Source organism: Serratia sp. LTN-2, from assembly GCF_059740205.1.
Window position 1 is genome coordinate 42689 of the sequence record NZ_JCAXDO010000021.1, and the last position, 20731, is coordinate 63419.

Annotated in this window: 18 protein-coding genes and 2 tRNA genes; 2 read left to right on the plus strand and 18 right to left on the minus strand. The window is 60.8% G+C overall.

What is annotated here, in order from left to right; genetic code table 11:
* The first annotated feature begins 37 nt into the window (after window positions 1-37).
* Window positions 38-313: a YdgH/BhsA/McbA family protein gene (locus AC6BYQ_RS24810; RefSeq protein ID WP_025159584.1), complete on the plus strand. Its 276-nt coding sequence runs from the start codon at window positions 38-40 to the stop codon at window positions 311-313.
* On the opposite strand, the gene AC6BYQ_RS24815 is transcribed toward AC6BYQ_RS24810, so the two are convergent.
* From AC6BYQ_RS24815 to nnr, 16 genes are all read right to left on the minus strand, one after another.
* Window positions 310-708 carry a DUF350 domain-containing protein gene (locus tag AC6BYQ_RS24815; protein ID WP_015376394.1) on the minus strand — a complete coding sequence of 133 codons (399 nt, stop codon included), beginning with the start codon at window positions 706-708 and terminating at the stop codon, window positions 310-312. The genes AC6BYQ_RS24810 and AC6BYQ_RS24815 overlap by 4 nt on opposite strands.
* Window positions 709-774: 66 nt before the next feature.
* Window positions 775-2403, minus strand: a complete 1629-nt coding sequence (locus tag AC6BYQ_RS24820; protein ID WP_019453375.1) for an isovaleryl-CoA dehydrogenase — start codon at window positions 2401-2403, stop codon at window positions 775-777.
* Window positions 2404-2519: 116 nt separating this feature from the next.
* Window positions 2520-3251 carry a 23S rRNA (guanosine(2251)-2'-O)-methyltransferase RlmB gene (rlmB, locus tag AC6BYQ_RS24825; protein WP_004933653.1) on the minus strand — a complete coding sequence of 244 codons (732 nt, stop codon included), beginning with the start codon at window positions 3249-3251 and terminating at the stop codon, window positions 2520-2522.
* A 61-nt stretch (window positions 3252-3312) separates the two neighbouring features.
* Complete coding sequence (rnr, locus tag AC6BYQ_RS24830) at window positions 3313-5787, minus strand: ribonuclease R (RefSeq protein ID WP_049201413.1); 2475 nt, start codon at window positions 5785-5787, stop codon at window positions 3313-3315.
* A 59-nt stretch (window positions 5788-5846) separates the two neighbouring features.
* Window positions 5847-6272 carry a nitric oxide-sensing transcriptional repressor NsrR gene (gene nsrR, locus AC6BYQ_RS24835; protein WP_015376391.1) on the minus strand — a complete coding sequence of 142 codons (426 nt, stop codon included), beginning with the start codon at window positions 6270-6272 and terminating at the stop codon, window positions 5847-5849.
* 233 nt (window positions 6273-6505) lie between these two features.
* Window positions 6506-7804: an adenylosuccinate synthase gene (locus AC6BYQ_RS24840; protein ID WP_025159583.1), complete on the minus strand. Its 1299-nt coding sequence runs from the start codon at window positions 7802-7804 to the stop codon at window positions 6506-6508.
* Window positions 7805-7902: 98 nt separating this feature from the next.
* Window positions 7903-8103 (minus strand): DUF2065 domain-containing protein, encoded by a 201-nt coding sequence (locus tag AC6BYQ_RS24845; RefSeq protein WP_004933666.1) that lies wholly within the window; start codon window positions 8101-8103, stop codon window positions 7903-7905.
* Between the two features lie 63 nt (window positions 8104-8166).
* Window positions 8167-9171 carry a protease modulator HflC gene (gene hflC, locus AC6BYQ_RS24850; RefSeq protein ID WP_004933669.1) on the minus strand — a complete coding sequence of 335 codons (1005 nt, stop codon included), beginning with the start codon at window positions 9169-9171 and terminating at the stop codon, window positions 8167-8169.
* 3 nt (window positions 9172-9174) lie between these two features.
* Window positions 9175-10425 (minus strand): FtsH protease activity modulator HflK, encoded by a 1251-nt coding sequence (gene hflK / locus AC6BYQ_RS24855; RefSeq protein WP_019453380.1) that lies wholly within the window; start codon window positions 10423-10425, stop codon window positions 9175-9177.
* A 68-nt stretch (window positions 10426-10493) separates the two neighbouring features.
* Window positions 10494-11774, minus strand: coding sequence for a ribosome rescue GTPase HflX (hflX, locus tag AC6BYQ_RS24860; protein WP_004933675.1), 1281 nt, complete (start codon window positions 11772-11774; stop codon window positions 10494-10496).
* A gap of 98 nt (window positions 11775-11872) precedes the next feature.
* Window positions 11873-12181: an RNA chaperone Hfq gene (hfq, locus tag AC6BYQ_RS24865; RefSeq protein ID WP_019453381.1), complete on the minus strand. Its 309-nt coding sequence runs from the start codon at window positions 12179-12181 to the stop codon at window positions 11873-11875.
* Window positions 12182-12294: 113 nt separating this feature from the next.
* Entirely contained in the window at window positions 12295-13236 is a 942-nt protein-coding gene (gene miaA, locus AC6BYQ_RS24870; RefSeq protein WP_154747210.1) for a tRNA (adenosine(37)-N6)-dimethylallyltransferase MiaA, read from the minus strand.
* A complete protein-coding gene (mutL, locus tag AC6BYQ_RS24875; protein ID WP_154747211.1) occupies window positions 13229-15112 on the minus strand; it encodes a DNA mismatch repair endonuclease MutL in 1884 nt (627 codons plus the stop codon). Before mutL ends, miaA begins: the two co-directional genes overlap by 8 nt.
* A gap of 22 nt (window positions 15113-15134) precedes the next feature.
* Window positions 15135-16931, minus strand: a complete 1797-nt coding sequence (gene amiB, locus AC6BYQ_RS24880; RefSeq protein ID WP_074055425.1) for an N-acetylmuramoyl-L-alanine amidase AmiB — start codon at window positions 16929-16931, stop codon at window positions 15135-15137.
* 7 nt (window positions 16932-16938) lie between these two features.
* Window positions 16939-17409 carry a tRNA (adenosine(37)-N6)-threonylcarbamoyltransferase complex ATPase subunit type 1 TsaE gene (gene tsaE / locus AC6BYQ_RS24885; protein ID WP_074055426.1) on the minus strand — a complete coding sequence of 157 codons (471 nt, stop codon included), beginning with the start codon at window positions 17407-17409 and terminating at the stop codon, window positions 16939-16941.
* A 10-nt stretch (window positions 17410-17419) separates the two neighbouring features.
* Window positions 17420-18934 carry a bifunctional ADP-dependent NAD(P)H-hydrate dehydratase/NAD(P)H-hydrate epimerase gene (gene nnr / locus AC6BYQ_RS24890; RefSeq protein WP_498057671.1) on the minus strand — a complete coding sequence of 505 codons (1515 nt, stop codon included), beginning with the start codon at window positions 18932-18934 and terminating at the stop codon, window positions 17420-17422.
* Here nnr and queG point away from each other — a divergent pair.
* Window positions 18933-20072, plus strand: coding sequence for a tRNA epoxyqueuosine(34) reductase QueG (gene queG / locus AC6BYQ_RS24895; RefSeq protein WP_074055428.1), 1140 nt, complete (start codon window positions 18933-18935; stop codon window positions 20070-20072). The two genes, nnr and queG, sit on opposite strands and share 2 nt — an antisense overlap.
* Before the next feature lie 312 nt (window positions 20073-20384).
* Here the strand turns inward: queG and AC6BYQ_RS24900 are convergent.
* A tRNA-Gly gene (locus AC6BYQ_RS24900) sits at window positions 20385-20460 on the minus strand.
* 54 nt (window positions 20461-20514) lie between these two features.
* Window positions 20515-20590: transfer RNA gene (locus AC6BYQ_RS24905), tRNA-Gly, on the minus strand.
* Window positions 20591-20731 lie beyond the last annotated feature (141 nt).

Sequence of the window (20731 nt, forward strand, 5' to 3'; positions counted from 1 at the left end):
GCGGGTGTCGAATCAGGATCTGACGAAGGGGAACGCCATGAAACGCTCCACCGCACTCACCTCCCTCTTGCTTTCCATGGGGTTGCTCAGCACCGGCGCACAGTCCGCCGAGCTGGCGCCCGCCGATCGCGTGACGCCGCTCAGTGAAATCGCCGAGATCACCTTCAACGATCTGCCCGGCTCACCGCAGGAGGCGGAACTGGCCATCGCCCGCACCGCCGACCAACACGGCGCCAGCTATTACCGCATCCTGCGCATGGAAGAGCAGGCGCACCCGCCTGGCTGGCGCGCCTCGGCGATCTTATACCTTTAGTAGCTCATGCAAGCCGCATTCAACACGCCGCCGCTGACGGAGACGCCCCCCAGGAAAATCCCGGCGGCCAGATGGTTGGCTTCGATCTTGTCGCTGATGCGCGGCATGTAGATCTTCACGGCCGCGAACAGCAGCAGTTGCACCACCAGCGCCACCACGCCCCACAGCAGGTAATCCAGCAGGCTGATCGAGTTGATCGCCGCGCTGGCCAACGGGATCACATACCCCAGGCAGGCACCGATGAAAGCAAAGGCAGCGGATTGATTATCGGCCTTGATCAGCGCCCATTCGTCGTGGGGAGTGATACGGGTATAGACGAACAGAAACACCAAAATCATGGCGAAACCGCTAAAGAAGTAAGAGGCGAACGCCGCCAACGCGCTGAGAATATCCATGTGCATTTTCCTGTCAGAGTGAGGCTGAATTAAAAAGGTTTTCGCCGCCGCGCGCCACCCTTTTCCCTAGCCGCCGATGGCGCGGTTCAACAGCAGCTCGCACACCTCGGCCGACAGCAGGCTCTCACCGCGGTGATCCAGCGTCAGGTGACACCAGGCGTCGGCGATCTGCGGGCTGGCGTGCTGCAACAGCTGCGCGGCGCAGCACAGATCGAACAGCTGCTGGGTCAGCAACCGCCCCATCTCCTCGCTCGGTTGCCGGGCGCGCTGCTGCCACTGCCGCCAGGCATGATCGAACAGCCGATTCTGACCGCGCACCGGCTGCAGCTCGAACTGCAACATCTCGAGCGCGCCCGGCAGCTTGTGCAAGCTGCGCAGCACGTCCAGGCACATGATGTTGCCGGAACCCTCCCAGATGCTGTTGACCGGCATCTCGCGGTACAGACGCGGCAGTTCGCTCTCTTCGCAGTAGCCGATCCCCCCCAGCACCTCCATCGCCTCAGCGATGAACGGCATGCCCTGCCGGCAGATACTGTATTTGGCCGCCGGCGTCAGCAGGCGGCTGTAGATCAGCTCGCCCTCATTGCTGCGACTCTCCCAGGCGCGGGCCAGCCGGAACAGCAACGCGGTATGGCCCTCCAGCCGCAGCGCCATGCGCGCCAGAACCTGGCGCATCAGCGGTTGTTCGATCAGGAGCTTACCGAATGCCTGCCGCTGCAGCGCATGATACAGCGCCACCGACAGCCCGCGGCGCATCAGGCCGTGGCTGCCCAGCGAGCAGTCGAAACGGGTCAGGCCACCCATCTTCAGGATATGCCGCACGCCGTCGCCCTCATCGCCCAGCAGCCAGGCGGTGGCGTCCTGAAACTCCACTTCGCTGCTGGCGTTGGAGCGGTTGCCCAGCTTGTCTTTCAGCCGTTCCAGGCGAATGGCGTTGCGGCTGCCGTCCGGCAAAATGCGCGGCAGGAAGAAACAGGACAACCCGCCTTCGGCCTGCGCCAGCACCAGGTGCGCATCGCTCTGCGGCACCGAGAAGAACCACTTGTGCCCCACCAGCCGGTAGGCTTCGCCCGGCCCGCGCACGCCTAAGGGCGTGGCGGTGGTGGTATTGCTCAAAACGTCGGAGCCGCCCTGCTTCTCCGTCATGCCCATGCCGATCAGCAGGCCGCGTTTTTGCCCGCCCGGCAGCAGATGAGCGTCATAACGATCCGACAGCAGCGGCGTCAGCCAGGAGCGAAACTCAGCCGGTAACGTCTGCAGCAACAGCGGCGTGGCGCCGAAGGTCATGGTCACCGGGCACAGGGTGCCGGCCTCGACCTGCGCATGCAGCATAAAGCGCGCGGCGCGCGCCACGAAGGAACCGATGCGCGCATCCTCCTGCCAGGGCAGGTTGTGCACCCGGTTGGCGATCAGCCCCTGCATCAGGATATGCCAGGCGGGATGAAAGCGAACGTCGTCCAGCCGCTGGCCGGTGGCGTCGTAGCGCAGCAGCTCCGGCGGGTTGGCGTTAGCCAGCCGCCCCAGCTCCAGCGACTCCTGAGTGCCGAGCTGCTGGCCCAGCGAGGCCAATACCTCGGCGTCCCAACCGCCCTGCTCGCGCTGCAACGCTTCGCGCAGCGGCGTATCGGAGAGAAACAGGTTGCTGTTGCCCAGCGGCTTGGGTTGGTTAAAAACGGTGTGCGTAGTCCAGACCATGAGAGTGCTCCCTGAAAAAAGCGTCAGGGGTAAGTATGGTCGGCACAGAGATTTCTGCCGCAGGCGGGATCACAAGAGGGGGAATTAACGGGGGCTCGCGGCCCCCGTCAGGAGAATCAGCCGCGCTGACGCACCGCTTCGAACAGGCAGATGCCGGTGGCGACCGACACGTTCAGCGAAGAGACGGTCCCGGCCATCGGGATGCTGATCAGCTCGTCGCAGTGTTCACGGGTCAGGCGGCGCATGCCTTCGCCTTCCGCGCCCATCACCAGCGCCATCGGGCCGGTCATTTTGCTCTGATACAGCGTATGGTCGGCTTCACCGGCGGTACCCACCACCCAGACGTTCATTTCCTGCAACAAACGCAGCGTGCGCGCCAGGTTGGTCACGCGGATCAGCGGCACGTTTTCAGCCGCGCCACAGGCCACTTTCTTGGCGGTGGCGTTCAGCTGGGCGGAACGGTCACGCGGCACGATCACCGCGTGCACGCCGGCGGCGTCGGCACTGCGCAGGCAGGCGCCGAGGTTGTGCGGGTCGGTCACGCCGTCCAGCACCAGCAGGAATGGCGTTTCCACGCTCTCCAACAGGCCCGGCAGATCGTTTTCCTGATACTGACGCCCTTCGCGCACCCGGGCGATGATCCCCTGGTGCACCGCGCCTTCAACCTTGTCATCCAGCCATTGGCGGTTCGCCACCTGAATAACGATACCGGTCGCTTCCAGCTCGGCGATCAGCGGTTGCAGGCGGCGATCTTCGCGGCCTTTCAGGATAAACACTTCCAGGAAGCGTTGCGGATCGCGCTCTAACAGGGCTTTGACGGCGTGGATGCCGTAAATAATTTCGCTCATGATGCTCTTTTAAATTCGTGCGGCCGGCGATAACCGGCCGATGGTAACGATGTGCGGCAGGTTAGGCCTGCTCGGCACCTTTCTTCTTGGCTGCGCGTTTGGCTTTGGTCGCCGCCGCGATTTTCCGCGTTTTGTCGGACGCCTTCTTGGCCTTCTTCTTCGCCTTCTTCACCTTGTCGGCGGGCTTGGCGTCATCCTGCTTGCGGAAGGCGCTGTCCGGCTCGAAGTTGGCCGGTGGTTTGCCACCGCGGCGCTTGCCGCGCCCTGCGCTACCGTTGTCGCGCAGCGTACGCTGACCGCCTTTCTTGGCGCGATCGCGCTCGGTTTTGCCTTCACCGCGCGCTTTGCGGGTGCTGGACACCAGCGCGAAGTCAATCTTGCGCTCGTCCATATGCACCGCGTCCACGCGGATCTCCACCGTATCCCCCAGGCGATAGACCGTGCCGGAAGACTCGCCGATCAGGCGCTGGCCGATATTATCGTAGCGATAGTAATCATTATCCAGCGTTGATACGTGCACCAGCCCGTCGATGAACAGATCGTTCAGGCGCACGAAGAAGCCGAAGCCGGTCACGCTGGAGATGATGCCGCTGAACACTTCACCGACGTGATCCTGCATGAAGTCGCACTTCAGCCAGTCGGCGACGTTGCGCGTCGCTTCGTCCGCGCGGCGCTCGGTCATCGAGCAGTGTTCGCCCAGCTGCAGCATCTCTTCGAATTCGCTGTGCCAGCCGCCGGTCGGCGTCCAGCGTTCTTTCGGCTCGCCATGTTCCTTGGCCAGCTGGTATTTGATGGCGCGGTGCAGCGCCAGATCCGGATAACGGCGGATCGGCGAGGTGAAGTGGCCGTAGGATGCCAACGCCAGGCCGAAGTGGCCGCGGTTTTCCGGATCGTAAATCGCCTGCTTCATCGAGCGCAGCAACATGGTTTGCAGCATTTCGTGATCAGGGCGCTCGGACACTTCATCCATCAGCACCGCATAGTCTTTCGGCTGCGGCTTGTTGCCGCCGCCCAGCGTCAGCCCCAGCTCGCTCAGCACGCTGCGCAACGCGGAGATATGGTCGTCGCTTGGACGATCGTGCACGCGGTACAGCGCCGGCTCGTTGCGTTTCTCGACGAAGCGCGCGGCCGCCACGTTGGCCATGATCATGCACTCTTCGATCAGCTTGTGGGCGTCGTTGCGCACCGTCGGTTCCACACGCTCGATGCGGCGTTCGGCGTTGAAGATGAACTTGGCTTCTTCGGTTTCAAATGCGATGCCGCCGCGCTCGGCACGCGCCTTATCCAGCACCTTGTACATGGCGTGCAGCTCTTCCAGGTGCTTGACCAGCGGATGGTAATGCTCGCGCAGCTCCTGGTCGCCCTGCAGAATGTGCCACACCTTGTTATAGGTCAGGCGGGCGTGAGAGCTCATCACCGCCTCGTAGAATTTGGCCGTCGACAGGCGCCCCTGGGCGGAGATGGTCATCTCGCACACCATGCACAGGCGATCGACCTGCGGGTTCAGCGAGCACAGCCCGTTGGACAGCACTTCCGGCAGCATCGGGATCACCTGCGACGGGAAGTAGACCGAGTTGCCGCGGCTGCGCGCTTCGTCGTCCAGCGCGGTGCGCGGACGCACGTAGTAGCTGACGTCGGCGATCGCCACCCACAGGCGCCAGCCGCCGCCGCGTTTCTTCTCGCAGTACACGGCGTCATCGAAGTCGCGCGCGTCCTCACCGTCGATGGTCACCAACGGCAGCTTGCGCAGATCGACGCGGCCCTTCTTGGCCGCTTCCGGCACCTGCTCGCTGAGATCGGCCACCTGTTTTTCCACCTGCGGCGGCCAGGTATGCGGGATCTCATGGGTGCGCAGCGCGATGTCCACCGCCATGCTGGTGCCCATTTTGTCGCCGAGGATCTCGACGATCTTGCCGACCGCCTTGGTGCGGCGGGTCGGACGCTGAGTCAGCTCCACCACCACCATAAAGCCCATGCGCGCGCCGCTGACGCTGTCCGCCGGGATCAGAATATCAAAGCTCAGACGGCTGTCGTCCGGCACCACGAAGCCGGTACCGGCGTCCATGAAGAAACGGCCGACGATCTGACTGGTTTTCGGCACCAGCACGCGCACGATGCGCGCCTCGCGGCGCCCTTTACGGTCTGCGCCCAGCGCCTGCGCCAGCACCACGTCGCCGTGGATCGCCATTTTCATCTGTTCGGCGGACAGGTACAGATCGTCTTTGCTGCCCTCAACGCGCAGGAAACCGTAACCGTCGCGGTGGCCGATCACCGTGCCGCGCAGCAGATCCAAACGTTCCGGCAGCGCGTAGCACTGGCGGCGGGTAAACACTAACTGGCCATCGCGCTCCATGGCACGCAGGCGGCGACGCAGCGCTTCCAACTGCTCTTCGCCGCTGAGGCCCAGTTCATTGCCCAGTTCTTCGCGGCTGGCCGGCGTTTCTCGTTTCGCCAAATGGGCCAGGATATATTCACGGCTGGGGATGGGGGATTCGTATTTTTCTGCTTCTCGTTCCAGGAATGGATCTTGTGACATTGCGGTTCCTCCGTTGTCATCAGCAGGATGACGTTGAGCCTTGTCTTCTCAACGTCGTTTTATTCGACAAGCAATAGCTTGTAGAGCGGCGGATTGTCTTCGACCATGTCGGCCAACGTATGCTTATCCAGCTCTTCAAGGAAATTCTGTACGCCCTGCTGGAGCACCTGCTTCAGTCGGCAGGCAGGGGTGATGTGGCAAAACTCGCTGCTGCAGTTAACCAGCGCAAGCGGCTCCAGCGCCCGCACTACGTCGCCGAGGCGAATGCTCTCGGCCGGTTTGCCCAAACGGATGCCGCCATGCTTGCCGCGCACCGCCGTGACAAAACCCACCCGGCTCAACTGATTGATGATCTTCACCATATGGTTGCGAGACACGCCGTAAACCTCGGTCACTTCCGAGATGCTGGTCATCTTGTCCTGCGGCAACGAAGCCATGTAGATCAACGCCCGCAGGCCATAATCAGTAAAACTTGTTAACTGCACATCTTACCTCTGGGTATCACTTTACCCGTCTGATACGCCGCTTTTCGGCGCTATTCAAAAGATTACTCATTGGATAATAAACCAGCCGGAGAGTTCGTCGCTAATTATTTAGCGAATCCCGCGCCCTAAGGCGGGTTTATGAAAGGATTTTTTGACGTGAAACCGCAATCGGAGGGAGTCAGGATAAAAACAAACCGGGACGCGCCCGGTTTGTTTAGTGCCGCAAAGCCTGATTATGCGTCGAACGGGTCGCGCAGGATCATGGTTTCGCTGCGATCCGGGCCGGTAGAGATGATGTCTACCGGTACGCCGGTCACTTCTTCGATGCGCTTGATGTAGTTCAGCGCAGCCTGAGGCAGCTTGCTGTGCTCTTTCACGCCAAAGGTGGTTTCGCTCCAGCCCGGCATGGTTTCGTAGATAGGCTCAATGCCTTCCCAGCCTTCTGCCGCCAGCGGAGTGGTGTCCACTTCGCGGCCGTCCGGCATGCGGTAGCCCACGCAGATCTTCACTTCTTTCAGGCCGTCCAGGACGTCCAGTTTGGTCAGGCAGAAGCCGGACAGGGAGTTGATCTGCACCGCGCGACGCACCGCTACGGCATCCAGCCAGCCGGTACGACGACGACGGCCGGTGGTGGCGCCGAACTCGTTACCCTGCTTGCACAGGTACTCGCCGGTTTCATCGAACAGTTCGGTTGGGAACGGACCTGCACCCACGCGAGTAGAGTAAGCTTTCACGATGCCCAGCACGTAGTCCACATAACGTGGGCCAATGCCGGAACCGGTAGCTACGCCGCCTGCGGTGGTGTTGGAAGAGGTCACGTACGGATAGGTGCCGTGGTCGATATCCAGCAGGGTGCCCTGAGCGCCTTCGAACATGATCAGATCGCCACGCTTGCGCGCGCCGTCCAGCAGTTCGGAAACGTCAACCACCATGGCGGTCAGGATGTCGGCGATAGACAGCACATAGTCCAGCGTCGCCTGATAATCGACGGCTTCAACTTTGTAGTAGTTGACCAGCTGGAAGTTGTGGTAATCGACGATCTCTTTCAGCTTAACGGCGAAGGTTTCTTTGTTGAACAGGTCGCCGACGCGCAGGCCGCGACGAGCCACTTTATCTTCGTAAGCCGGGCCGATGCCGCGACCGGTGGTACCGATCGCTTTCGCGCCGCGCGCTTTCTCACGCGCGTTATCCAACGCAACGTGGTAAGGCAGGATCAATGGGCAAGCTTCAGACAGTAACAGACGTTCGCGTACCGGGATGCCACGCGCTTCGAGTTCACCCATTTCTTTCATCAACGCGTCCGGCGCCAGAACAACACCGTTGCCGATGATGCTGGTGACGTTTTCACGCAGAATACCTGAAGGAATTAAATGAAGGACGGTTTTTTCACCGTTGATTACCAGAGTGTGGCCAGCGTTATGGCCACCTTGGTAGCGCACAACATATTGAGCCCGTTCAGTCAGCAGGTCTACAACCTTGCCTTTACCTTCGTCACCCCATTGGGTGCCCAGTACGACGACGTTCTTACCCATTTTTCAAAATCACCGATTGCTTAAAAATGGATTCTACCACCGTAATTTTCGATTTTCAGCACTTTTAGCATACGATTGCATAAATTTTGGGCTAGACTTTAAAGACCCGTGCGGCCGCTCAACATGTAGTAGATCACGCAGCCCGCAACCACTATTCCACCGCCAAATCGCCGCAGCGTCGCGTCCGGCAGCTGCGACATCGCCACAATCATTTTGCGCCAGGCCTGCGGAAACAGCATCGGCCCCAATCCTTCCAGTACCAGAACCAGCCCAAGCGCCAGCCAAATCGTTGAGTTCATGCATCCCCCAAAAACGAGAAAGGGCCCGCGTAAACGGGCCCTCGTTCAGATTGCCTGCCGCGCTTATTTGCGCAGGGTATCAGGCGACTTCATGTAGCGGAAGAAATCGCTGTCCGGGCTCAGTACCAGCACGTCCTGGTTGTCCTTGAAGCTGGCTTCATAGGCGCGCAGGCTGCGGATAAAGGCATAGAAGTCCGGATCCTGGCTGAACGCATTGGCGAACAGTTTGGCCGCTTCGGCATCGCCTTCACCACGGGTGATACGCGCCTGACGCTCGGCTTCCGCCAGGGTACGGGTCACTTCGTAGTCCGCGCTGGCGCGCAGCTTCTCGGCTTCTTCCTGGCCTTGCGAGCGCAGACGACGGGCTACCGCTTCACGCTCGGCGCGCATACGCTGGTAGATGGCGTCGGACACTTCGGCCGGCAGGTTGATCTGCTTGATACGCACGTCGATCACTTCGATGCCCAACGCCGCCATGCTGTTCGGGTTCACCTGCGGCTGTTTGCCGGTGGTTTCCCGCTCAACGCGCGCCGCCGCAGAGGCGATAGCGTCATCGGCTTCGGTGGTCGCCACTTCTTCGCCGTCACCCACGGTGCCGGTGTTCAGCGCGTCACGCACGTCGGACATCAGCTTGCCGCGCGAGTCGGTCACGATGTCTTTCACATCCAGGCGGCCGATTTCGGAACGCAGACGGTCGCTGAACTTACGTTTCAGCAGCACTTCAGCCTGGGAGACGTCGCCGCCGCCGGTCGCCAGATAGTAACGGCTGAAATCGCTGATGCGCCACTTCAGATAGGAGTCGACGATCAGGTCTTTCTTCTCGCTGGTCACGAAGCGATCGGCCTGGTTGTCCATGGTCTGGATACGCGCATCCAGGTTCTTCACGGTTTCAATGAACGGGATCTTGAGGTGCAGACCCGGCGCATACACCAGCGGCTTGTTTTCACCGTCGCGCAGAACCTTGCCGAAGCGCAGCACAATGCCGCGCTGGCCTTCCTGCACCACGAACAGCGAAGCGTACAGCACCACCAGCACCGCGAGGACAATAACTACAAAAGACTTACGCATTGATTACTCTCTCCCTACGCGAGTGGTGTCGTCACGCTGCGCATTCGCCCGGCGCTGATCCATAATCGAACCGCCGCTGGTGCGCGGAGCGCTGCTGTTGGCAGCCGGCGCAGGATTCGGATTGAGGCGAATCAGGCTGGTATCCTTGTTGCCGCTCTCCGGTGCCGCGCCTTGGCCGCGCAGCATCTGATCCAACGGCAGCACCATCAGGTTGTTGCCTTTGTCGCTCACCAACACCTTACGGGTATGGCCCAGCACTTTTTCCATGGTTTCGATATACAGACGCTCGCGGGTGATCTGCGGAGCGGACTTGTATTCCGGCAACAGTTTGGCAAAGCGCGCCACCTCACCCTGAGCCTCCAGGATGGTGCGGTCTTTATAAGCCTTGGAGTCTTCCAGCAGACGCTGCGCCTGGCCGTTCGCACGCGGCTGAACTTCGTTGGCGTAAGCTTCCGCTTCACGGATGTATTGCTGCTCGTTCTCACGCGCGGCGATCGCATCGTCGAACGACGCCTTCACCTCTTCCGGTGGACGCGCCGCCTGGAAGTTGACGTCCAGCAGCGTGATGCCCATGTTGTAAGGACGAATGGTCTCTTCCAGCATGCGCTGCGTATCGTTACGCACCACGGTACGGCCTTCGGTCAGGATGCGGTCCATCGAGTATTTGCCGATCACGCCGCGCAGGGCGCTGTCGGTCGCCTGGCTCAGGCTGTCGTCGGCATTGACGACGCTGAACAGGTACGCTTCCGGGTTGGTCACGCGGTACTGCACGTTCATTTCCACGCGCACCACGTTTTCATCGGAGGTCAGCATCACGCCGGACGCCGCCAGCTCGCGCACGGATTCCACGTTCACCGGACGCACGTCGTCGATGAAGGTCGGTTTCCAGTTCAGGCCCGGCTGCACCAGGTGGCTGAACTTGCCGAAACGCGTCACGACGCCGCGCTCGGCTTCCTTGATGGTGTAGAAGCCGCTGGCAGCCCAGATCACCACCACGGCGACCGCCGCGATACCGATAATGCGGCCGCTGAAGCCCGGACCAGAGGTGCCGGTGCCGCCGCTATTGCTGTTGGAGCCTTTGCCCCCGCCGAAACCGCTCAATTTCTTGCTCAGTTTGCGGAAGATATCGTCCAAATCAGGTGGCCCTTGATCACGACCGCCTTTGTTGTTACCGCCAGAGTTGCCGCCATTGTTATTGCTGCTCCCCCACGGGTCGCGGTCCTGTCCGTTATTACCGGGCTGATTCCACGCCATGTTTTAGCTCCATATTCTGTGATTGGGTACTTCAGGCTTTCGCGAAGCATAAATGTAACAGGATATGATCATACGATAAAGTCAATCAGGTCCTGTTCTTGCTTGCAGAGACGACGCCATTCGACGATCGGCATTCGCACCACCACGCCAATGCTGCCGTCCTCCTCGTTCCACTCTTTTTCAATCGCCTGAAGCTGGTAAAAACGGCTGCGAAGACGGCCTGCCCGTGGCGGTAAGCGCAATTCGTAATGCGCGATCTCCCCCGATAAGCGCTCCGTCAACGCCTGATACAGCAACGGAATACCCTCTCCGCTGGCGGCGGACAGCCACACCCGGATCGGCAGGTTTTCGTCGTTGCGGTCGATACGCGGCACAAAATCGTCCAGCATATCTATTTTGTTCATCACTAACAGTGTAGGGATTTCATCCGAGTCGATCTCCGCCAGCACGGTGTTCACCGCTTCGATGTTCTCATCGACGCGCGGATCCGCCGCGTCGATGACGTGCAGCAGCAGCGATGCCTGGCGCGTCTCCTGCAGCGTCGCCTTGAAGGCGGCCACCAGATCGTGCGGCAGGTGCCGGATAAAGCCTACGGTATCCGCCAACACGGTATCTCCCACGTCCGGCACATCAATGCGCCGCAACGTAGGATCCAGGGTGGCAAATAGCTGGTCCGCCGCATACACCTCGGCAGACGTTATTCGGTTAAACAGGGTGGATTTGCCGGCGTTGGTGTAGCCCACCAGCGATACGGTCGGCACATCGGCGCGGGTCCGCGCGCGTCGGCCTTGTTCACGCTGCTTCTCTACCCGCTCCAGGCGGCGCAGAATCAAGCTGATGCGATCGCGCAACAGGCGACGGTCGGTCTCAAGCTGGGTTTCCCCCGGCCCGCGCAGGCCAATCCCCCCTTTTTGCCGCTCCAGGTGCGTCCAGCCGCGCACCAGACGCGTGGCGATGTGACGCAACTGCGCCAGCTCCACCTGCAGCTTACCTTCATGGGTGCGGGCACGCTGGGCAAAGATGTCTAAAATCAACCCGGTGCGGTCGATCACCCGGCATTCGCACAGGCGCTCAAGGTTTCTTTCCTGCGCCGGGGAAAGGGAATGATCAAACAGGACAACAGACGCGCCGCTGGCTTTCACCGCATCTGCAATTTCTTCGGCCTTTCCTTCGCCGACAAAGTACTTCGGATGCGGGGCTTTGCGGCTACCAGTCACCACTTGCAAAGCTTCGACACCGGCTGAGGAAACCAACGATTCGAACTCGTTGAGGTCTTCCGTATCTTTGTCTTGCGAGAAATAGATATGAACCAGTACGGCCTGCTCACCGGCTTCATAACGGTCAAACAAGCGTGCAACCTCTCAAACGGACACTCACCGTGAGTTTGGGGGACATAAACAGCGCGCGGCTGCTTATGCTCCCCGTCATGGTTGACTTGCAACGCGCTTTATTCAGCGTCATCGCTTTCCTGCTGCGACTGTTGCTGCGCAGACGGATTGTTGCCATGGTGATAGTTGCTTGAACCGCCGCTCGGGTTGTTGCTGTGATGCGAAACCGGACGTGACGGGACAACGGTAGAGATAGCGTGCTTGTACACCATCTGGCTAACCGTGTTCTTCAACAGGATGACAAACTGGTCAAAAGACTCAATCTGGCCTTGCAGCTTAATACCATTCACCAAATAAATAGAAACCGGAACACGTTCACGACGCAATGCGTTCAGGAACGGATCTTGCAAAGATTGCCCCTTAGCCATTCTATCTTTTCCTTATTTGCTTGTTGTTTGTAACTAAGAACCTGTCGGCTCTAAAATAAACGACGTAAAAATTTGCGCGCTGAATACTCAGCAATTGTACACAATCACCCAACCTATGCACTAACAACCTGTGTCACCGAGTCCAAAGCCTCTCCCGGCTTTTCACTGTCCAACCAATGGACCGACTCCCAACCCCGTAACCAGGTCATCTGGCGTTTAGCCAACTGACGTGTTGCGCAAATACCACGATAAACCATCTCATCGTAACTAATTTCACCAGACAAGTATGACCACATCTGGCGGTAACCGACACAGCGAATGGAGGGCAAGTCCGTATGCAAATCACCCCGTGCGAAAAGTGCACGCGCTTCCGTCTCAAAACCCGCCGCCAACATTTGATGGTACCGCAGCTCGATGCGTTGATGGATCAACTCACGGCTGGTCGGCGCTATCGCAAATTGGTGAACTTGATACGGTAACGATTCACCCGAAATTTGAGTCAGTTCCGTTAAAGTTTTACCCGAAATAAAAAAAACTTCCAGTGCTCTGGACAGTCTCTGCGGATCATTCGGATGAATTCTCAATGCCGCGACCGGATCGATCGCCTGCAACTGCCGGTGCAACGCCTCCCAACCCAGCTCCGCCGCTTGCCGTTCGATGCGCTCGCGCACTGCGGGATCGGCGGACGGCAGCGGCGACAATCCTTCCAGCAACGCCTTGAAATACAACATGGTACCGCCCACCAGCAGCGGAATGCGCCCGGCGGCGGTGATGTCGGCCATCTCTTTCAGCGCGTCGGCGCGGAACTCCGCCGCCGAATAAGCTTCGGCGGGATCGCGGATATCGATCAGCCGGTGCGGCGCCTGCGCCAATTCTTCGGCGCTCGGCTTAGCGGTGCCGATATCCATGCCGCGATAAATCAGCGCGGAATCGACGCTGATCAGCTCCACCGGCAGGCGTTCGCGCAGCGCGATCGCCAGCGCGGTCTTGCCCGAGGCGGTCGGCCCCATGATGAAAATAGCCGGGGGACGTGGTGTCATTTCAGTTTCAGTCATGCTTGAGGGCCGCCAGTGCGGCCTGTAAATCAACGGGTTGTAAAAGTCCGCTCGGTGGCGATTTGACCAGCTGCGGGCAAAGTCGTTCAACGTCGGTCAGCAATTGTATCGCTTGCGAGGTGTTCCACTGTTCATGTTCGCTGCCAAGGCGACGAGCGAGCCAGGTAGCCAGCACCGCGGGCGACATCTCCTGATGTTCGGCCAGATAGCCTAACAGTTCGGGTATCAGTTTTTGTAAATTTTGTTGGCGTAATGGTAAAGGCACTGCGCGCAACGTCACACGGCCATGATCTGTCTGCAGATCCAGCCCCATCGCCGCCAACAGCGTCTGATGCCGCGCAATGGCCGCCGCTTCGTTTTTACTCAGCGTCAGCTTGATCGGGATCAGCAGCGGTTGCGGCCGCAGCCCCTCCGCCGACGGGTTGAGCTGCGCCTGACGCAGCCAGCGTTCGGCCACCGTCAGATTGAGCAGTGCCGGCAGTTGGCGCTGCTCAATCAACGCATAGCATGGCGGATAAATCATCAGCACCCGGCCAAAACTGTGCTGCCCGCCCGCCAGCGGTACTTCCGCTGCGGCTTTCACCGGCGGGAACAGCGGTGGCTTGCTCGGGGTTTCCGACTCGGCGTCGGCCGGCGGCTCTGCGGCGGGCTGGATCAGTTTGCCGTACAGCTCGCCTTCGCGTTTCTGGTAACCGCCCGCCGTTTGCCAACCCGGCTGCGGTGCGCGCTCGCGGGCGACGCCGGCCTGCGGCGGCGTTTCGCGGCGCGGCGCAGGCTGAGAAAAATGGTTGCCGCCGGCGGCGACGCGGTTTTCCTGCTGCCAGACCGGCGCTGGTTCTTCGTCAGGCGTTTCCGTCAGCGGCAGCAGCGGCGTTTGGCCGGCCTGCTGCAGCACGGTGGTCACCGCCTGATAAATAAAATCGTGCACCAGCCGCGCCTGATGGAAACGCACCTCGTGCTTGGCAGGGTGAACGTTGACATCCACCTGGTGCGGATCGACCTCCAGGTACAGCACGTAAGCGGGCTGCTGATCGTCTTTCAACTGATCCTGATAGGCCTGACGAATGGCGTGATTGATCAGCCGATCGCGCATCATGCGGCGGTTGACGTAGCAATACTGCATTTCACCCAGCTGACGCGCGCCGGCCGGATCCGCCACCCAGCCGCGGATGCTCAGATCGCCGTGCTGCCAGTCGATGTTCAGCGCATGCTGCAAAAACGCCGGGCCGCAGATGCTGCCCAAACGGCGCTCGTGTTGGCTTTCTTCCTTCGCCGCCCGGTATTGGCGGATCAATTTGCCGTTATGGCTGAGGTTGATCGCCACATCGAAACGCGCCAGCGCGATGCGCCGCACCACTTCATCGATATGGCCGAATTCGGTTTTCTCGGTGCGCATGAACTTGCGACGCGCCGGGGTGTTGTAAAACAGATCCAGCACTTCCAGCGTGCTGCCGACCGGATGCGCGGCGGGTTTGACCGTCACCGCCTGCTCACGCCCTTCGGCGTAGGCTTGCCACGCTTCGCTCTGCTCGGCGGTGCGCGACGTCAGGGTCAAACGGGAAACCGAGCTGATACTGGCCAGCGCTTCGCCGCGAAAACCGAGGCTGACGATCGCCTCCAGGTCGTCGAGCGTGCTGATTTTACTGGTGGCATGCCGCGCCAGCGCCAGCGCCAGGTCGTCCTTGCCGATGCCGCAGCCATTGTCGCGAATGCGGATCAGCTTGGCGCCGCCGCGTTCAATATCGATGTCGATACGCGTCGCGCCGGCGTCCAGGCTGTTTTCCACCAGCTCCTTGACCACCGACGCGGGGCGTTCAACCACCTCTCCGGCGGCGATCTGGTTGGCGAGCTGTGGCGGTAACACCTGGATAGGCATGCTGACTCCTGTAGCGATGGCGCTAGGCCTGCGGAATGGTCAGCGTCCGATCCAGCGGCGCGACGTCCGACTTCAGATTATTGACCCGTTTCAGATCGCCGACGCTGACGCCGTAACGAGAAGCGATGGAGGAGAGCGTATCCCCACGGGCCACTTTATGTTTGGACGGCTTCTTCGCCGGCGTTTTCGCCTTGGCGACGGTAGTGATGGCGGCGGTTTTCCCCGCCGGCACCTTCAGGCGTTGCCCGACCCATACGCCGTCTTTCTTCAGTTTGTTCAGATCCCGCAGCGCCGCCATGGTCGTACCGTAGCTGTCGGCGATGCCGGACAGCGTCTCCGCCCGCTTCACCACGTGGATCTGGGTTTTTCCGCTTTGGCTGCGGCTCGCGCCGGCCGAGCTGACGATAGGCTCCGGCTGGCGCACGTCTGGTGTTGAGGTGTTAACCGCCGCTGCGACGTCCAGCGGTCGGTTTTCCACCTTTGGGTCGGCTTGCAGCGGATGCGCCAGGAAGTAGCTGCGCAGACCGTTATGGATGGCCTTGGCAATCTTCTCCTGATACGCGCTGCTGCCCAGCAGCCGCTCCTCCGTGCTATTACTGATAAATCCGGTTTCCACCAGCAGCGATGGGATATCCGGCGAACGCAGCACGCCCAGGCTGGCGTGTTCCGGCCGGCGTTTATGCAGCGATCCGACGCTCTGCAGCTGCTGCAGCACTTTCACCGCCACATCGTACCCCACGCGCTGCGAGTGGCCGAACTGCAGGTCCAGCACCGCCTGGCTCAGATAAGGGTCGGCCTGGCTGTTGGCCAGCAGATCGCCGGCGCCGCCGAGCAGCTCGGACTGCTTCTCATGCTGTTCGAGCCAGCCGGCCATTTCGCTGTTGGCGCGGCGGTTGGACAGCACCCAGACGGAAGCGCCGCTGGCGCTGCGGTTCGGCGCGGCGTCGGCGTGGATGGAAACCAGCACGTTGGCGCCCTGCTTACGCGCGACGTCGGAACGCCCCATCACCGAAATGAAATAGTCGCCGTTACGCGTCAGCACCGGCTTGAACTGCGGATCGGCGTCCAGCATCGCCTGCAGACGGCGCGCGATGGCGATGGTGACATTCTTCTCTTTCAGGCCGGTCGGGCCGATGGCACCCGGATCCTGACCGCCGTGGCCGGCGTCGATCGCCACCACCACCCGATCGCCGGAACCGGCGGAAACGCGGCTGCTGCGCGGCGTCACCTCGGTGGCGGTGCCTGCGACCACGCTCTGTTTATTGGTAAAGGGGTTTGAACCCGGCGGCGCTTTGCGCAGCGGCGGCTCCGGCGCTTCACGCACCGCGACCGGCGCCTGACGCGGCGGTTGGCTGACCGCCACCGGCGCAGGCGTTTGCACCGGCGCTTTACGCGCCACGGCATTGGCGCCGCCTTCGGCCGTAATGGTGAAGACCACGGTGTGCACGCTGCCGTTCTGACGGGTGGAAACTCGGGTTTTGGCGCGCTGGGTCAGATCAAACACCAGGCGCACGCTCTGGGCGTCTTTCGGCGCACTGGAGCGAATGCTTTTCACCAGGTTTTGGCCGCTGAAATTGAGCGGCAGGCCGCCGACCTTGCCTTTCTGGTTGACGTCCAACACCACGCGATCCGGGCCGTGCAGCGGGAAAAACGCGTAGTCCGGCGGGCCATTGAAACTCACCGACACCGTCGCTTCGCGCTGGGCGTTAGAGACTTTGATATCGGACAGCGAAGACGCCGCCAGCGCGTTCAGCGCGCCGAGCGGCCCCAGCACGGCGATCAACATGACGATCGCAAATTTTTTCAACGCATGCGTCATTGCAGCATCATCCCTGTGATCCATGGATACGGTCTAACAATTGGCTGCCGTAAGCGGAAATCGCCTCGATCTGCGCCTCTCGTCCTTCGCCCTGATAGCGCAGATGTAACGCCAGATCCGGCTCCGGCAGCACGCCGGTGCCCTGCTGCGGCCATTCGACCAGGCAAATGGCGTCTTGCGCGAAGTAATCGCGAATGCCCATAAACTCAAGCTCTTCCGGATCGGCCAGGCGATACAGATCGAAGTGATACACCGCCAGCGGCTGCAGGGCATAAGGCTCCACCAGCGTGTAGGTCGGGCTTTTGACGTTGCCCCGATGCCCCAACGCCTGCAGGAAGCCACGGCTGAAGGTGGTTTTACCGGCGCCCAGGTCGCCGTACAGATAGATGACGCTGGCGCGATCGCAAGCCTTGGCCAAAGTGGTGCCCAAAGCGACAGTCGCTGCCTCGTCCGGCAGAGGTAAAACGAGTTCTTTCATTCGATAAAGTCTATTTTGCCCACTCAGGGTTAACGAAATGAAGGATGTCCGGCAGTAAATCGGTCGCCAACATGCCTCTTGTACCTTGTCTTTCCGCTACGCGATCGCCGGCCGCGCCGTGTACGACGCAGCCCGCACAGGCAGCATCATACAGCGAGAGCTTTTGCGCCAGCAAACCGCCGATGATGCCCGACAGCACATCGCCCATGCCGCCCGAGGCCATGCCGGCGTTGCCGACGTCGGCGATCGCCATCTGCCCCCGCTCATCGGCGATCAGCGTTCCGGCGCCTTTCAGCACCGCCACGCCACCATAACGCGCCGTCAGGTTACGCACGGCAAGTAAGCGATCACTCTCGATGTCGGCGGTGCTGCAGCTCAACAGCCGCGCCGCCTCCCCGGGATGCGGAGTCATCACGCGATTCTGCCGTTTCTCGGGATTTAATGCCAGCAAGTTCAGCGCATCGGCGTCCCACAAAGCCGGTTTATCGCTGGTTTGCAGCACGTTCAACGCGTTTTTGCCCCACTCAGTCTGGCCCAACCCCGGGCCAATCACCAGCACATCCGCCCACTGCATTGCCTGACGCAGCGTCGCTTCGTCCAGCGCCTGCGCCATCAACTCCGGTCGGGCCGCCAACAGCGGCGCAATGTGTTCAATGTGAGTGAGCACTCGCACCAATCCCGCCCCGCTGCGCAGCGCCGCTTCCGCCGCCATGCGAATGGCGCCGCCGAATCCGCGGTCGCCGCCCACCAACAGCAGACGGCCATGTTCGCCCTTGTGGGCGCAGGGACGGCGCGGATGCAGCCAGCGCGGCAGCACTTCGGCAGTAAGCCGCTGAATCTGCTCCGGTTGCTTTGCCAACCAACCCGATAAGCCTAGCGTATTCTGATGAAGTTGCCCGACCCAATCGCGCGCCTGGCCGGTCAGCAACCCCGGCTTAAGACCGATAAACGTGACGGTGTGTGCGGCACGCACCACCGCCCCCGGCGCCGCACCGCTTTCTGCCAGCAGGCCGGACGGGATATCGAGCGCCACCACCGGCGCCGAATGGCGGTTGGCGGCTTCGATCAGCGCATCGTAAGGCGCACGCGGCGCACTGCCTAAACCGGTGCCTAACAGAGCGTCGATGATCAGATCGACTCGTTCAGGCCAGCGGCTGTGCGCCGGCAGAATATCGCCGCCGGCGGCCAGCCAGGCCAGGCGGGCTTCAGCGGCCTCCGGCGGCAACGGCCGTGCGCCTTCACAGGCGATCACCGTCACCTGCACGCCCGCCGCCTTCGCCAGGCGCGCCGTCACATAGCCATCGCCGCCGTTGTTGCCGTGGCCGCAGAGCACCAGCCAGTGGTCGCGTGAGGGGTAAGCGTTGCGCGCCAGCGCGTAGGCCGCCTGACCGGCGCGCTGCATCAAATCGTAAAGAGAAATACCGAGCGAGGCCGCCGCCGCAGGTTCCGAACGCCGGATCCAGTCCGCAGGCCAGACAGAGTGTGGTAAACTGTCAACGTATACTTTTTCACTGTGGCCCGTCATGACGCACCCCCTCGATCTCCATCAACTCGCCCAACATATCAAGCAATGGGGGCAATCGCTAGGATTCCAGCAGGTTGGCATCTGCGATACCGATCTGAGCCTTGAAGAGCCGAAGCTGCAGGCCTGGCTCGACAAACAGTACCACGGCGAGATGGAATGGATGGCGCGCCACGGCATGTTGCGCGCGCGCCCTCACGAGCTGTTGCCGGGCACGCTGCGGGTGATCAGCGTGCGCATGAACTACCTGCCGGCCAAGGCAGCGTTCGCCAGCACCTTGCAAAACCCGCAGTTGGGTTACGTCAGCCGCTACGCGCTGGGGCGCGATTATCACAAGCTGTTGCGCCAGCGCCTGAAAAAGCTGGGCGATCAAATCCAGGAATACTGCGGCGAGCTGAATTTCCGTCCCTTTGTCGATTCGGCGCCGGTGATGGAGCGCGCGCTGGCCGCCAAAGCGGGTATTGGCTGGGTTGGTAAACACTCACTAATTCTCAACCGCGAAGCCGGATCCTGGTTTTTCCTCGGTGAACTGCTGATCGATCTGCCGCTGCCGGTGGATCAGCCGCAGGAAGAGCAGTGCGGCCGCTGCGTCGCCTGCATCACCACCTGCCCGACCGGTGCCATCGTCGCGCCCTATACCGTCGACGCCCGGCGCTGCATCTCCTACCTGACCATCGAGCTGGAAGGCGCGATCCCGGAAGAGTTCCGCCCGCTGCTCGGCAACCGCATCTACGGCTGCGACGATTGCCAGCTGATCTGCCCGTGGAACCGCTTTTCGCAACTCACCGATGAAGACGACTTCAGCCCGCGCGCCGCGCTGCATGCGCCGCAGCTGATCGATCTGTTCAATTGGACGGAAGAAAAATTCCTGCGCATCACCGAAGGCTCGGCGATACGCCGCATCGGCCACCTGCGCTGGCTGCGCAATATCGCGGTGGCGCTGGGCAACGCGCCTTATGAGGACAGCATCGTACTCGCACTGCGCGCGCGTTTGGAGCAGGACGCCATGCTGGACGAACATATCCACTGGGCGCTGGCGCAACAGCTCGCCCGCCGCGAAGCGCAGGGCATTGAGGTGCAGACGGCGCAGAAAAAACGGTTGATACGGGCTGTGGAAAAAGGCCTGCCGCGCGACGCCTGAGGGCGTACATCGCACAGTCATGCCGCCCGAGCGACTCACTCTGTGGATTTGTGTATAAAAATAAAAACACGTTGTCTTTCAACTGCAACAAAAAGAGCAAGTGATCGGCATAACGTTTCGGCATAAATAAATAAGCTTATAAATCAAAGCAATAAATATTTAATTTGTATGACGTTGATTTTTCAGGCAGGCGGGTTTATGTACAGAGGCTGTGGATAACTCTGTTCACAACGTTTTTACCGGGTGTGTAAAACGGGACAAAAATCCGCGCCCGACAAGGCGTTGGATTTGAGTTTGAAACGAAGAGAAAATTGGAGCGGGAAACGAGACTCGAACTCGCGACCCCGACCTTGGCAAGGTCGTGCTCTACCAACTGAGCTATTCCCGCATTGAGATGCTTTTGGCATCCGGTCACCAAACACTGGCGTGACCTTTGAATTTTTGGAGCGGGAAACGAGGCTCGAACTCGCGACCTCAACCTTGGCAAGGTTGCGCTCTACCAACTGAGCTATTCCCGCGTCGCATAGGTACTGCTTGATACTGCTTTATTTATTCATCATGCCGCATCGCGACATTGTTGAATTTGGAGCGGGAAACGAGACTCGAACTCGCGACCCCGACCTTGGCAAGGTCGTGCTCTACCAACTGAGCTATTCCCG